The organism is Streptomyces morookaense (assembly GCF_013030945.1).
In the GTDB taxonomy this organism is placed as follows: domain Bacteria; phylum Actinomycetota; class Actinomycetes; order Streptomycetales; family Streptomycetaceae; genus Streptomyces; species Streptomyces morookaensis.
Window position 1 is genome coordinate 37,164 of record NZ_JABBXF010000025.1, and the last position, 13,901, is coordinate 51,064.

The 13,901-nt window shown below is 72.3% G+C and carries 11 protein-coding genes; 9 read left to right on the forward strand and 2 right to left on the reverse strand.

What is annotated here, in order from left to right; all coding sequences use genetic code 11:
- Positions 1 to 72: 72 nt before the first annotated feature.
- The 6 genes from sph to HG542_RS12545 all read left to right on the forward strand — a co-directional run bounded on the left by sph (position 73) and on the right by HG542_RS12545 (position 6,454).
- Complete coding sequence (gene sph, locus HG542_RS12520; RefSeq protein WP_229922695.1) at positions 73 to 1,050, forward strand: sphingomyelin phosphodiesterase; 978 nt, start codon at positions 73 to 75, stop codon at positions 1,048 to 1,050.
- An 82-nt stretch (positions 1,051 to 1,132) separates the two neighbouring features.
- Positions 1,133 to 2,086 (forward strand): DUF6891 domain-containing protein, encoded by a 954-nt coding sequence (locus tag HG542_RS12525; RefSeq protein ID WP_171080658.1) that lies wholly within the window; start codon positions 1,133 to 1,135, stop codon positions 2,084 to 2,086.
- 339 nt (positions 2,087 to 2,425) lie between these two features.
- On the forward strand, positions 2,426 to 3,043 hold the full coding sequence (locus HG542_RS12530; protein WP_171080660.1) for a winged helix-turn-helix domain-containing protein: 618 nt from the start codon (positions 2,426 to 2,428) through the stop codon (positions 3,041 to 3,043).
- A 47-nt stretch (positions 3,044 to 3,090) separates the two neighbouring features.
- Entirely contained in the window at positions 3,091 to 3,531 is a 441-nt protein-coding gene (locus HG542_RS12535) for a cupin domain-containing protein (RefSeq protein WP_171080662.1), read from the forward strand.
- A 100-nt stretch (positions 3,532 to 3,631) separates the two neighbouring features.
- Complete coding sequence (locus HG542_RS12540; protein WP_171080664.1) at positions 3,632 to 4,435, forward strand: tyrosine-protein phosphatase; 804 nt, start codon at positions 3,632 to 3,634, stop codon at positions 4,433 to 4,435.
- Between the two features lie 99 nt (positions 4,436 to 4,534).
- Entirely contained in the window at positions 4,535 to 6,454 is a 1,920-nt protein-coding gene (locus HG542_RS12545) for a hypothetical protein (protein ID WP_229922696.1), read from the forward strand.
- A gap of 110 nt (positions 6,455 to 6,564) precedes the next feature.
- On the opposite strand, the gene pulA is transcribed toward HG542_RS12545, so the two are convergent.
- Positions 6,565 to 9,195, reverse strand: coding sequence for a pullulanase-type alpha-1,6-glucosidase (gene pulA, locus HG542_RS12550; protein WP_373313165.1), 2,631 nt, complete (start codon positions 9,193 to 9,195; stop codon positions 6,565 to 6,567).
- Positions 9,192 to 10,574: an alpha-amylase gene (locus HG542_RS12555; protein ID WP_171080837.1), complete on the reverse strand. Its 1,383-nt coding sequence runs from the start codon at positions 10,572 to 10,574 to the stop codon at positions 9,192 to 9,194. Before HG542_RS12555 ends, pulA begins: the two co-directional genes overlap by 4 nt.
- 216 nt (positions 10,575 to 10,790) lie before the next feature.
- On the opposite strand from HG542_RS12555, the gene HG542_RS12560 reads away from it, so the two are divergent.
- From HG542_RS12560 to HG542_RS12570, 3 genes are read left to right on the forward strand one after another with little or no spacing between them, the layout of a single operon-like run.
- The gene (locus HG542_RS12560) at positions 10,791 to 12,092 is read left to right on the forward strand and encodes an extracellular solute-binding protein (protein ID WP_171080668.1); all 1,302 of its coding nucleotides are present in this window, start codon (positions 10,791 to 10,793) and stop codon (positions 12,090 to 12,092) included.
- Positions 12,092 to 13,021, forward strand: coding sequence for a carbohydrate ABC transporter permease (locus HG542_RS12565; protein ID WP_171080670.1), 930 nt, complete (start codon positions 12,092 to 12,094; stop codon positions 13,019 to 13,021). Before HG542_RS12560 ends, HG542_RS12565 begins: the two co-directional genes overlap by 1 nt.
- Positions 13,018 to 13,881, forward strand: a complete 864-nt coding sequence (locus HG542_RS12570; RefSeq protein ID WP_171080672.1) for a sugar ABC transporter permease — start codon at positions 13,018 to 13,020, stop codon at positions 13,879 to 13,881. The genes HG542_RS12565 and HG542_RS12570 overlap by 4 nt, the downstream gene beginning before the upstream one ends.
- Positions 13,882 to 13,901: the final 20 nt, after the last annotated feature.

The following is a 13,901-nucleotide window of genomic DNA, read 5'->3' on the forward strand; positions in this document are numbered from 1 at the left end:
AAATTGCGTGATTTGATGAGGGCGGCTCCTACGCGCCGAAACGCACCCCGCCCCCGTCACCGAGGACAGACCGTGCCGTTCCCGAAGACCGCCAGATCCGCCACGCTGCTCGCCGCCGCCGCGCTTCTCACGGCCCTTCCCGCCCCGGCAGCACAGGCGGCCGCTGTGCCGGAGTTGAAGGTGCTCACGTACAACACCTTCCTGATGTCCGCGAATCTCTATCCCAACTGGGGCCAGGAGCACCGGGCCAAGGAAATGGCGGCTGCCGACTTCTTCCGGGGGAACGACGTCGTCGTCCTCCAGGAGGCCTTCGACAACAGCGCCTCGGAGACCCTCAAGTCCCGTGCCGCGGACGCGTATCCGTACCAGACGCCGGTCGTCGGCCGGGGCAAGGACGGCTGGGACGCGACCGGCGGCAACTACTCGTCCACGTCCCCGGAGGACGGCGGCGTCGCGGTGCTCAGCAAATGGCCGATCGTCCGCAAGGAACAGGTCGTCTACAACGACGCGTGCGGCTCGGACCGGTGGTCCGACAAGGGATTCGCCTATGTGGTGCTGAATGTGAACGGCACCAAGGTGCATGTCGTGGGCACGCACATGCAGTCCACCGACAGCGGCTGCAGGACGGGCGAGCCGGCGGCCCTGCGGGCGAAGCAGTTCCGGCAGATCGCCGCCTTCCTCGACACCAAGAAGATCCCGGCGGACGAGCAGGTGATGCTCGCGGGCGACCTCAATGTGGACTCCCGCAGCCCCGAATACGCCTCGATGCTGAACGACGCGGGCCTCGTCGCCGCGGACGCCCGCACCGGGCACCCGTACTCCTTCGACACGAAGGAGAACTCGATCGCCTCCTACCGCTACCCCACCGACGCCCGCGAAGACCTCGACCACGTCCTCCACTTCAAGGGCCACGCGCGACCCGTGAACTGGCGGAACACCGTCGTCAAGGAGCAGTCCGCACCATGGACCGTCTCCAGCTGGGGCAAGCAGTACACGTACACGAACCTGTCCGACCACTACCCGCTGATCGCCGGAGCGGGGGCCAGCTGACCCCGCTGTCAGTGGGTGGTGTCAGGATGCTCGCAACGGGCCGCTGATCGCGGAGCGGCCCTTCGAGCGAGGGGGTCCGTCGATGCTGCCCATCACCGTCAACACCGAGCCCGGCGAGGTGCTTTCGCCGCTCACCGCCGAGCAGCTGGCCGGGCTGATCGGCAGGCTGGGCGGCGAGGGCGACAGGTTCGCGGTGGCCGAGCGGACCGGCGGCGGCGCCGACCACTACATCCAGACATGGCACGAGGGGGACGGGCCGTACGAGGTGGAGTACCGCGACGGCTCGCCGGAGCGGCACTTCGGGGCGCGGATGAGCAGCGCCGAGGAGGTCACGGCCGTCTTCGTGGCCTGGGCCGGGCAGGCCGAGGGCTGGGCGGGCGGCCATGCGTGGCAGCGGGTCGAGCTGTCGGAGGACGCCCCCGGGGAGGGCGCGGACGATCTCGACCCCGAGCTGCTGGAGGAGGCCGAGGAGCAGGCCCGGCTGCTGGTCCGGTGCGGCTTCGACACACCCGATGAGGTCGCCGAGGACGTCTCCGACTACTTCCACGACGAGGGCGTCACCCCCGTCTCCCCGGCCGCCGCCCGGCGGATCGTCGAGCGGCTGTGGCAGGAGCAGCTGGCCGAGCAGGCGAACTGGCCGCAGGTGACGGACGTGGACCGGCTGGAGACGGCCTTCGCCGCCCTCGGCGCCGCCGGCATCACGGCCCGCATGCACTTCACCTGCTGCAGCAAGTGCGGCCTGGAGGAGATCCGCGACGAGGCGGCCGAGGGCGACCGCGGCTTCGTCTTCTTCCACTACCAGCACACCGAGCGCGCCGCCGAGGGCCACGGCCTGTGGCTGCTGTACGGCGGCTACGAGGTTGGTACGGCCGGCGCGGAGGACGGTGCCGAGGACGGCGGCGCGACGGCCGCCGTCGGGCGGGAGATCGTGACCGCGCTCACGGAGGCCGGGCTCACGGCCGAGTGGGACGGCGACCCGGACCGCGCGATATGCGTGGCCCCGCTGGTCTGGCGCAAGCGGGTGCAGCCGCTCTGACCGGCCCGGATTCCCCCGCCGGGGCACCGGCCGGGGGGTGTCCGGCGGTAACGGCGAAAGGGCCGGGAAAGGGGCTCCTGCAGGGGCGGCGGCCATGCTTCAATAGGGGCATGGCCAGCCTCCAGAACACCGCGACGGGTCGCAGCGACCTCGAGCCCTTCTGGCCTTCCCGCCAGCATCACGACTTCGACCGAGTGTGTTGTCGCGCGACCTCCGCGCAGGCCCACTCCTTCCGCTGACCCCTTCGTCGAAGTCAGCCGCCGGGACCGGACCCGGCCAACGGCCCGCGCATGTGCACGTCCTCTCGACGGTCCCTCGCGCGAAAGAGCTGAGCTCTCCATGTCGAACCTCCGTACCCTGACCGCGTCGCCCACGTCTCCCGCGCCCGTCCCGGACGGGCGCCCCGCCGCCCGGCACCGGCTGCGGGCCGTGGCCCCGGGCGAGGTGCCGCCGCCCGCCGCCGTCGCAGGCCTGCTGCAGGCGGGAGCCACCTGGCTGCCCGCACCGCAGCACACGCTGCCCGCCCTGCCCGGGCAGCCGCCGATGGTCGGCTACCTGGTCCTCGTCCCGGCCGACCAGGCCGGCCTCCCCGGCGCCGCACCCGTACCGGCCGCACCGGCTGCAACCACCGCCCCCGCCACACCCGCTCCCGTCACCGAGGGCGACGCGCTGGTCCGCATCGACCCCGAGGACCGCACGGTCCGCGTCGCGGGCCGGCCGCTGGACCTCACCTACCTCGAGTTCGAGCTGCTGGCCCACCTCGTGGCGCACCCCCACCGGGTGCACACCCGCGACCAGTTGGTGACCACCGTGTGGGGCTACGGGCACGTGGGCGACGGCCGCACCGTCGACGTCCACGTCGCCCGGCTGCGCCGCAAGATGGGCCCCGAGTACCGCTCGTCGATCGTGACCGTCCGGCGCGTGGGCTACAAGTACGCACCGCCGGCCCACATCTGACGGATTCGGGCCGCCGGCCGGGGCGGGCGAGTGGGATGCTGGGGGCCATGACGGACAAGACCTCCGGACTCGTCGCCCTCCTCGGCCTCCAACCGCACGTCGAGGGCGGGTGGTTCAGGGAGACGTGGCGCACCCCGGCCACTGCGCTCCCCGAGGGGTACGAGGGCCCGCGGGCGTTCGCGACCGGCATCTACTTCCTCCTCCACCCCGGCGAGACCTCCCGCTGGCACAAGGTCCGCTCCGACGAGATGTGGCTGTGGCACCGCGGCGGCCCGCTGCGGCTGCTCCTCGGCGGCCGGGGCGAGGCCGCGGACGAGGCGGGGGCGGCCGAGATGGTCCTCGGCCCCGGCATCGAGCACGGCGAGCAGCCGCAGGTGCTGGTCCCGGGCGGCATGTGGCAGGCGGCGGAGCCCGCGGGCGGCGAGCCGGTGCTGGTCTCGTGCGTCGTGGCACCGGGCTTCGACTACGCGGACTTCGTCATGACGTGAGGGCGGCGCCCCCGCCCGCAGCGGGCCCCGCCGTCGCGGACTCGGGCGACCTTCTTCACAATGAGGGGGTCCAGGCCCAGCCAGACGGGAGACGCCCCCCATGCCGCAGCAGATCGATGCCTCCACCATCATCAACCTCCGCGATCTCGGGGGTATCGCGCTCTCCGGCAACTCCGCGGTCCGCCCCGGCCTGCTCCTGCGCTCCGGCCAGCTGGACCGGCTCGACCCGGCGGCCGACCCGGCCGTCGCCGCCCTCGGCATCCACACGGTCGTCGACCTGCGCAGCGAGAACGAGCGGACCGAGCGTCCCGACGCGCTGCCGGAGGCCGCCCGGCTGATCGTCGCCGATGTGATGGCGGACGGCGCCACGGCCGTGACCGGCGGCGAGCAGGTGCCGGCCCGGCTGGAGGACGTCCTCGGCAGCCCCGCGGTGGCCGACCAGTACCTGGGCGGCGGCAAGGCGGAGAAGCTGCTCGGCGAGGCCTACCGGGCGTTCGTGACGGCCGAGTCCGCCTGCCGGGCCTACGGCACGCTGCTGTCGGCGCTCGCCGAGCCGGACTGCGGCCCGCTGCTCTTCCACTGCACGGCCGGCAAGGACCGCACGGGCTGGGCGGCCACCGTGATCCTGCTGCTGCTCGGTGCGGACGAGGCGACGGCCGAGCGCGAGTACCTCGCCGTCAACCCGGCCGTGAAGGCCGCCTTCGCGCCCGTCATCGACCGTTTCACGGCGGCGGGCGGCGACCCGGAGATCGCGGACGCGATCCTGGGCGTCCGGCCGGTGTACCTGGCGACGGCGCTGGAGGAGATGGGCCGCCGGTACGGGGACGTGGAGCGGTACGTGCGGGACGGGCTGGGCGTCTCCGCCCAGGCCGTCGAGCGGATTCGGGCGCGGTACCGGGCATAACCGGGGGGGCGGTTCTTCGGCTGCGGTTGGCTGACGGGGCGCGGAAGCGCACGGGTGTGCGACTAAGTGACCATCCGACCAATCACTCGTTCTACCCACGTGGAGCAGCACGCTGTCGTCGACGTGGAGCAGGCCGAGGCCGCGCTCATCGAGCACTATCCGCGGCTGGTGAGGCTCGGGTACCTGGTGCTCCCGCCCGCTCTGGGCCGCAACCGGCGGGTTCTCACCGCGCACGCCCTCGTGCAGCGGGCACTGCCGCGCAGCCGGGGCGCCGAGGTCGCGGCCGTGCCGGGGCCGCGGAACGGTGACGACCCGGGGTACGCGTACGTGCGGCAGCAGGTGCTCCGGGCGGCGCTGGAGGCCGGGCGGCCGCGCGGGCGCTGGCAGCTGCCGCGCCCCGGCCAGCTGCCGCCGCTGCTGCCGCAGGTGTGGGGGCTGCGGCTGTTCCCGCGCTCGGGCGGCGCCGACGAGCTCGCCCTCGACCAGGCCCTCGCGGCGCTCTCCGGTCCCGGCCGGGCGGCGTATGTGCTGCGCGCCCTGGAGTCCCGCACGGACCGTGACGTCCGGCGGCTGCTGACGGCCGCCGGGGTGGCCGACCCCGGCGCCGCGCTGGCCGAGGCCGACGGGGTGCGGGTCCCGGCGGGCAGCCGGGACGCGGCGCTGCTGGAGTCCGTGGAGTTCGACCCCTGTTCCCTGCAGGCCCGGCCCACGGACCTGATGCGCCGCCGCCAGCACACCCGGGCCGCCGTCGCGGCTGCCGCGGCGGTCGTCGTGTGCGGGACGCTGATCGGCCTGCCGTCGGGCGGATGGGGCGAGGACGGCCCGGCGGCGCCGCCTTACGCGCAGAACGCGGCCGCCGAGCAGGCCCTGGACCCGGCCAGGCTCACCCGGGTCTCCCCCACCGCCTGGAAGAGCGCCGACCGCCCCGGCTTCGCGGCCTGGCCCGCCCGCGGCAGCCGCACCGGCGACACCGCCCTGCTCCGCCGGGCCCTCGCCGTGTGGGCGCGGCCGGGCAGTTCGGTGCAGGTCACGACGACCCCGGGCACCCCGTCCGGGCCCGCGGCGGGGCCGCCGCAGCTGCTGTTCGCGGGGGACGTCGACGCGGCGACGGTCGTGCTGCTCCACGACGGGCTGCGCGTCGTGCGCTACGCCGAGTCCAAGGGCGGGACCGGCGGGGGTGCCGCGCTGGACTTCGCGCGGGTGGACGCGGCTGACGAGGACTCCGCGACGGCGGTGGTGCTGGGGCGCACCGACGGCAACGTCCGCTATCTGACGGCCCCTTGGGTGGGCGACGGCGCCGGTGATGCGTCCGTGCGCGACCTGCTGAAGCCGGATGCGGCGGGGCAGCCGCTGCACCGGGACGGGGACGGGGTGACGGATGCGGTGCGCAGCCCGCTCGCCGGGCAGCCGACGCCGAACGACTGCCGGAGCTGGCCGGCGCTGCAGCTGGGCGGCCACCTGGTGACCGACCTCGGCGAACTCGTCCCCGCCCGGCTGACCACGGGCAGCCCGGCCGCCTCGGGCGGGCCGCACGACGTCGACGGCGCGACGCCGCGCGGCGAGTGGGCCCACGCGGCCTGCCACCTGGCGACGGTGCGCGGACAGGGGGTGCGGTCGGTGAACGTATGGCAGTTCGCGACCCAGCCACTGCCCGGCGGGGGCGGGACCGCGGAGTGGTCGTGCACCCGGGCGGAGACGTGGCGGGGCACCGGGAGCAGGGTCCTGGCGGACTTCCGCGCGCCGTCCGCCCCGGTGACCGTGGTCGCCCGCGCGGAGGGCTCACCGGCCTGCGGGGCGCGGGAGCCGCGGGTGCTGGCCGGGGTGCTGTGGAAGTCGCACGGGGGTGCGTGGTACGCGCTGGCGGCGGCCGGGGGCGGGGATGTGGTGTCGCTCACCGCGACGGGGGGCGTCCACGGCTCGGCGCCGGGGCCGCTGCTTGCCGTGCCGGCGGCTCAGGGTGCCCAGGCCAAGGTCGCTGCGCGGCTGGCGGGGGGCGGCACGCTGGGGCCACTGCAGTGATGTGCGGCTCCGCCGCGTGAGCGTGACCACGGCGCCCCGTAAGGGGCGCTGGGGGTACCCCCAGCGCCCCTTACGGGGCGCAACCTGGGCGCCTCAGCTGCGGCCCCTCCCTACGGGGCGCCGAAGGCCTGGCGGAACACCGCCACCGTCCTCCCCGGCACCGTGAACGTGCCCGAACCCCGGTCGTACGACGCCGACTTCACCACCGCGTCCGCCCCCGCGCCCTGCACCGGGTGCAGCACCCACCCCGTACCCCTCAGCGCAGGCACCCGCTGTGCCTGCGCGTCCGGCGCCGCGTTGAAGACGATCACCAGGTCACCCATCCGCATCGTGATGACCCCCGGCGTCTCCCCCGTCCCCGACAGCGGGAACGACACCGCACCCCGGTCGAACGCCGGCTCCGTCGTGCGGATCCGCAGCAGGTCCCGGTACGCCGCCGACGCCGCGTCCCGCGGGCCGCAGCCGGGGCGCAGGGACGGATCCGCCAACAGGGGCCGGGCGTAAGGCCACTTCGCCCCATTGTCCGCCGCCTGCGGCAGCCCGCGGCCGAAGCCGTTGCCCTGGCCGTCCCGGCAGTCCCAGTGGATCGCGTTGAACCAGTCGCCGCTGTCGTAGCTGTTGCGGTCCAGCGACTTGGAGCGCAGCAGATCCGTACCGGCCTGTGCGAGCGCCGGGCCGCGGGACAGTGCCGCCGTGGCCATCGCCACGACCTGCATCCGCGCCCGGTCCGCGGGCGACGTCGTCCGCGGGAGCTTGTACGCCAGCGCGTCGTACAGCGTCTCGTTGTCGTGCGCGTCCACATACGCGAGCGCGTCGCCGGGCGCGGCCGCGTAGCCCGCGGGCGAGCCGTTGTAGTCGACGTCGGCGCCGCGCACCTCGTGCCCCGTCGAGTCCGTGAAGCGGAAGTCCGCGAGGTTGCCCGTCAGGCCGACCTTGATCAGGTCCTGGTCGTGCAGCAGCCGGGCCCGCTGTTCCGCCGGACTGCCGTTGACCGGCGCCCCGTTGGGGTCCGTGAACAGGCCGGACCCGAAGCCCTGCGCCCTGGGGTCCGCGTCGAAGGGGCCGCCGCCGCGCACCGCGTCGCGGGCGCGGTCGGAGAAGGTGGCGATACCGGTGCCGGCCATGTTCTTCTGCGTGGCCTGGACGAACCGGGCGTCGTTCGCGACTTCCCCGAAGTTCCAGCCCTCCCCGTAGAGGATGACCGCCTTGCCGTCCACGCCGTCCTTGGCCGGCGTCAGGGCGTCGAGCGCCTTGCGCACCGCGAGGATGTTCGCCTTGGGGTGGTGGCCCATGAGGTCGAAGCGGAAGCCGTCGACCTTGTACTGCTTCGCCCAGGTGACGACGGAGTCGACGACGAGCTTGCCCATCATGGCGTGTTCGGGCGCGGTGTTGGCGCAGCAGGTGGAGGTGGCCACCGTGCCGTCGTCGAGCAGCCGGTGGTAGTAGCCGGGGACGATCCTGTCGAGGACGGACTTGTCGTCCTGGCCCGATGCCGCGGTGTGGTTGTAGACGACGTCCATGACCGTGCGCAGCCCGGCCCCGGCCAGCCCCTGCACCATCTGCCGGAACTCCCGTGTCCGGCGCGGCCCTTCGGGGTCGGTGGCGTACGAGCCCTCGGGCACGGTGTAGTGGAGGGGGTCGTAGCCCCAGTTGTAGCCGTCGCGGGCGGCCGTCCTGCCCACGCATTCCTGCTGCTGCTCGGAGTCGGCGGGGAAGGAGCCCAGGTCGCAGGGCGGGGTCGCCCGGTCGGCCCGCCGCTCCGGGACCGTCGCGAAGTCGAAGACGGGCAGCAGGTGCACGTACGACGTGCCGGATGCGGCCAGTTGCCGCAGGTGCCGTATCCCCTCGGAGGACGTGTCCGTGAAGGCCAGGTACTGGCCGGGGTGCCGCGACGTGCGGTCCGCGACGGAGAAGTCGCGGACGTGCAGCTCCTGGATCCGGGCGTCCCGCAGGGGCACCGCCTTCGGCTTGCGCAGGGTCCGCCAGCCGGTCGGGGCGAGAGCCGGGTCGCCGAGATCGGTGACGACGCTGCGCGCGGAGTCGGTGGTGAGGGCGGTGGAGTAGGGGTCGGTGACGTGGTTGGTGACGGTCTTCCGCAGCGCCGGGACCCACACGGTGACGGCGTAGCGGTAGCTCTTGCCGGTCCATGAACGGGGGCCGGTGGCGCTCCAGACGCCGGTTGCCGCGTCGCGGTGCATGGGGACGGCCCCGCCGTCGAGTTCGAGGGCGACGGTACGGGCCGTGGGGGCCCACACGGAGAGGGTGGGGCGGCCGTCGCGGAAGACGGGGCCGAGGCGGGCGCCTGCGGCGGGCCGGGCGTAGAGGTCGTCGAGGATGCCGGCGATCTGGACGCCGGTGGTGGTGCCGTCGTCCGATGCGGCGGTCAGGGCGCCTCGGAGCGCGGTGCGCTCTTCGCTTGCGCGGGCACCGACACGGTAGGCGTCGTAACCCGCGGCGAGGTTCGGGTACTTGGCGCGCTGCGCCTCGGTCAGCCCGCCGGGCTGACGGGTGAGGGTGAAGCGGCCCCCGTCATGGACGAGGTGGTGCGGGCGACCGGGGTCGCCGAGCCCCTTCGGCCAGGCGACCGTGGTGCGGTCGAGCCACTGGACCTTTGCCCCGTCCGGGGCGGGCGCGGCGTGCGTGGGGGTTGCGCCCAACAGGGAGAGCACCACCGCCAGTATCGCGGCTGCGGGCCGTCTGTGCTTGCGAGCAGCCACAGCGGATCCGCGGACGGGCCTCACGCCCCGCACCCCCGTGCCCCCGCGTACAAGGCCAGCGCAGCGTTCGGCGCCACCGACGCCGTGAACGTGCCGTCCCCGCCCACCGTCACCCTCCGCCCACTCTGCACGTCGCAATAGCTCCCGCCCGGCAGCGAGCTCTTGAACGTCCGGTTCACCGCGAACGCCTCATGGTTGACGACCACATACCCCTTGTCCCCCCGTCCGAAGGCGATCGCCTGGTACCCGTTGTCCCACCAGTCGCCGACCGCAGTCCCCCGCACCGCATTGCGGAAGCCCACCATCGACTGGATCTCCGGCCACTTGTGCTGGCACTTCCAGCCCTCCTGCCAGCACGCCCGCACGGCCCCGCCGCCGGGCGGCCCCGCGTCGCGGTCCGTGAACTCGTAGCCGGAATGGACGTCCGGCGACCCGTACGGCCACGCCAGCATGAAGACGTGCGCCAGCGTGTAGTCCGCGCCGTCCTTGTACGTGAGCGTGTTGCCGTCGCGCTCGGTGTCGTGGTTGTCGACGAAAACGGACGCCTTGTCCCCCGGCATATAGGCCCAGCCCTCGCCGAAGTTCTTCAGGTAGGCCAGCCGTTCGCGCTGGAACACCCGCTTGAGGTCCCACGCGTAGCGGAACTCCTGTGCGTCGCCGGTGCGCAGGTATTCCTCCGGCTGCACGGCCTCGCCCTGCCCGTAGATCGTCTCCTGCTTCCAGTAGACGTCCGGCCTGCTCAGCCTGCTCTTGACGGCGGCGAGGTCGTCCGCGGCCATGTGCTTGGCCGCGTCGATGCGGAAGCCGTCGGCGCCCAGCGACAGCAGGTCGTCCAGGTACTGCGCCTCCCGGTCGCGGACGTGCTCGCTGCCGGTGTCGAGGTCGGCGAGGCCGACGAGTTCGCAGTTCTGCACGTCGCTGCGGTCGGCGTAGTTGCCGACCGGCTTGCGGCAGGTGTGGAAGTCGGCGTCCCCGTACGTGCCCGGGTAGTTGTACTTGGTGTAGGCGGTCCCGCCGGTGCCGGTGCCCGCCCCGGCTGCCATGTGGTTGAGGACGGTGTCCACGACGACCTTCACCCCGGCGGCGTGGCAGGCGCCGGTCATGGCGGCGAAGGCGTCCCGGTCGCCGAGCCGGCCGGCGATGCGGTAGCCCACGGGCTGGTACGAGGTCCACCACTGCGGGCCCTGGATGTGCTCCTCGGGCGGCGAGACCTGGACATAGCCGTAACCGGCCGGTCCCAGCGTGTCCTTGCACTCCTTCGCCACGGAGGCGTAGTTCCACTCGAAGAGGACGGCGGTGACGTCCTTGTCGCCGGGTGCCGCCGCCCGCGCCTGCGGCTGGGGCACCGTCACGGCCGCTCCCGCCGCGAGGGCGACGGCAACGGCCTTGACTCTCCGGGCGATTCGGGGGAATCCGGGCATGGCGGTGGGAGCCATGAGGCCTCCTGGGGGGTGAGGGGAGGCAGAACACGACCCGCACGGCGCCATTGCCTGCCGCCGAGACCGTATGCGGGTGTTTCCGTTCTTGCAAGGTCTTTCGCAAGAGATTTCAGCCTGTTAACTTCCTCCTCAGCTCGGGCCGCCCTGCACCAGGCCGGCCTCTTTGAAGAGGAGATCCGTATGCGAAGAGGCATATCGGTTGCCGCCGTCGTCGGTGTGCTGGCCCTGACCGCGACCGCCTGCGGCGGCGACGGCGGAGACGGGGGCGACGGCGCCAAGGCGGCGAGCGACCCGGGCAGTGTGAGCGGCACCGTCACCTGGTGGGACACCTCGGACGCGACCAACGAGGCACCGGCCTTCAAGAAGCTGGTCACCGCCTTCGAGGCCAAGTACCCCAAGATCAAGGTCGATTACGTCAACGTGCCCTTCGACCAGGCGCAGCAGAAGTTCAAGACGGCCGCCTCCACCGGCAAGGGCGCGCCCGACGTGCTGCGCTCCGACGTCGGCTGGACCCCGGGCTTCGCCCAGCTCGGCTACCTCAAGGACCTCACCGGCACGCCCGCCCTCGACAAGCCGGACGACTTCCTGGAGGGGCCGCTGAAGAACGCGGCGTACCAGGGCAAGACGTACGGCGTCCCGCAGGTGACCGACACCCTCGGGCTGCTCTACAACAAGGACCTCTTCCAGAAGGCCGGCATCGACAAGCCGCCGGCGAACTGGCAGGAGGTGAAGGACGCGGCCCAGAAGATCAAGGACAAGACGGGCGCGGGCGGCATCGGTCTGAGCCCCGACAGCTACTACTCTCTGCCCTTCCTCTACGGCGAGAACAGCGACATGGTCGACGTCGCGAACAAGAAGATCACCATTGCCGACGGCGCGTCCCTCAAGGGCATCGAGACCGCCGTGGACCTCGTCAAGTCCGGTGCCGCACCGAAGCCCGCGGGGACCGACGGGTACAACGCGCTCAAGACGGACTTCAAGAACGGCAAGCTGGCCATGCTGATCGACGGCCCGTGGGCGACGAAGGAGATCTTCGGCGGCGACGCCTTCAAGTCCAAGGAGAACCTGGGCATTTCCCCCATCCCCGCGGGCTCCACGGGCACGGCCGGAGCGCCCGTCGGCGGGCACAACCTCGTCGTCTACGCCGGTTCGAAGAACTTCGACGCGTCGTACCTCTTCGTGAAGTTCATGACGGACACGGCCCAGGAGGAGGCGGCGTCCACGGCGGTCGGTGTACTGCCGACCCGCAAGTCCGCCTACACGAAGGACGTGCTGGCCGACCCGGTGCGCAAGGCCTACTACGAGGCGCTGGGCAAGGCGCACGCACGGCCGGCGATCCCGCAGGGCGGTGACCTGTTCACGGACTGGCTGCAGCAGTACACGAAGATCCTGACGCTGAAGGAGGAGCCGAAGGAGGGTCTGGACGCCACTGCCAAGGCCTGGCAGTCGGCGCTGCTGAAGGACTACGAGATCCAGAAGTAATGACCCGCATCCGCCGCTCCTTCGAAACCCACTGGTACGCCTGGGCCATGGTCCTCCCCGTGGTCCTCGTGCTGGCCGTGCTCGTCGGCTATCCGCTCGGCCGGGGCATCTACCTGTCCTTCACCGATGCGAACGAGGCCAACGTCGCGCGCACCATCGGCGTCAACCACATTCCCGCCACCTACCACTTCGTCGGGCTCGACAACTACTGGAAGGTGCTCTCCGGGCAGGAGGGCCACTTCTACTCGCGGCTCACCTGGACCGTCGTCTGGACCGCGTCCTGCGTTCTCCTGCACTACGCGCTCGGCCTCGGCCTCGCGCTGCTGCTCAACCGCAAGGTGCGGTTCCGGGCGCTCTACCGGGTGCTGCTGATCCTGCCGTGGGCGGTGCCCGCGTTCGTCGCCACCTTCTCCTGGCGGCTGATCTTCAACGAGAAGTACGGCGTCCTCAACGCCGTCCTCGACCGGCTGGGCCTCGGCACGGTCGACTGGCTCGGCGACACCACACTCCAGAAGATCTCGGCCGTCGCCGTGAACGTCTGGCTCGGCGTGCCGTTCATGATGGTCGCCATCCTCGGCGGACTGCAGGCGATCCCGGGCGAGTTGCACGAGGCCGCCGAGATGGACGGCGCCTCGCCCTGGCAGCGCTTCCGGCACGTGACGCTCCCGGGGCTCCGCCCCGTCAGCGGGACCGTCATCCTGCTGGGCACCATCTGGACGTTCAACATGTTCCAGGTCATCTACCTGCTGGTCGGCCAAGGGGCCAGCTCGGACAGCGAGATCCTGGTGACGTACTCCTACCGGCTGGCCTTCCAGGGCGTCCGCGACTACGCGGGCTCGGCGACGTACGGCATCCTCATCCTCTCGCTGCTCCTGGTCTTCGCCGTCTTCTACCGCCGGATGCTCACCCGACAGGAGACCGCGCGATGAGCAGCAGCACCGCCACCAAGCCCGTCCGCCTGCGCGGCGAGCGCTCCCGCGCCGCCTCCGTGGGCCTGCACACGGCGCTCGTCGCCGCATCCCTCGTCTCGCTCTTCCCCGTGCTGTTCGTCGTCTACGTGTCCCTGCGCGGCCGCGACGGCTGGCAGGAGCCCATGCGGCTCACGGGCGGTCTGGGCCTCTCCAACTACGGCCACATCCTCGGGCAGACGAAGTTCCTGACCTGGTTCGGCAATTCACTGGTCGTCGCCCTCGGCTCGACCGTGCTCGGCGTGCTCGTCTCCGCGAGCGCGGGCTACGCGGTCTCTCGGATGCGCTTCCCCGGCCACCGGCCGCTGATGTGGACCTTCCTGGTCGTCCAGATGTTCCCGATGGCGGTGCTGATCGTGCCGCTCTACACCATCCTCGGCCAGCTGGAACTGCTCGACTCCTACCTCGGCCTGATCCTCACCTACTGCTCGGTGTCGGTACCGTTCTGCGCCTGGATGCTCAAGGGGTACTTCGACTCCATACCGGCCGAGATCGACGAGGCCGGCCGCGTCGACGGGCTCACGCCCTTCGGCACCTTCTGGCGGCTGATCGTGCCGCTGGCCCGGCCCGGGCTGGCCGTCACCGCCTTCTACTCCTTCATCACCGCCTGGGGCGAAGTCGCCTTCGCCAGCCAGTTCATGAGCAGCGAGGAGCACTACACCCTCGCCGTCGGCCTGCAGACCTTCGTGGGCCAGCAGAAGGCCGAGTGGGGGCTGATGACGGCCGCGGCCGTGCTCATCACCATCCCCGCCGGGCTGGTGTTCTTCCTCGCCCAGCGGCACCTCGTCGCCGGGCTGACCGCCGGCGGCACCAAGGGCTGAAACAGGAGCTCACCTTTGTT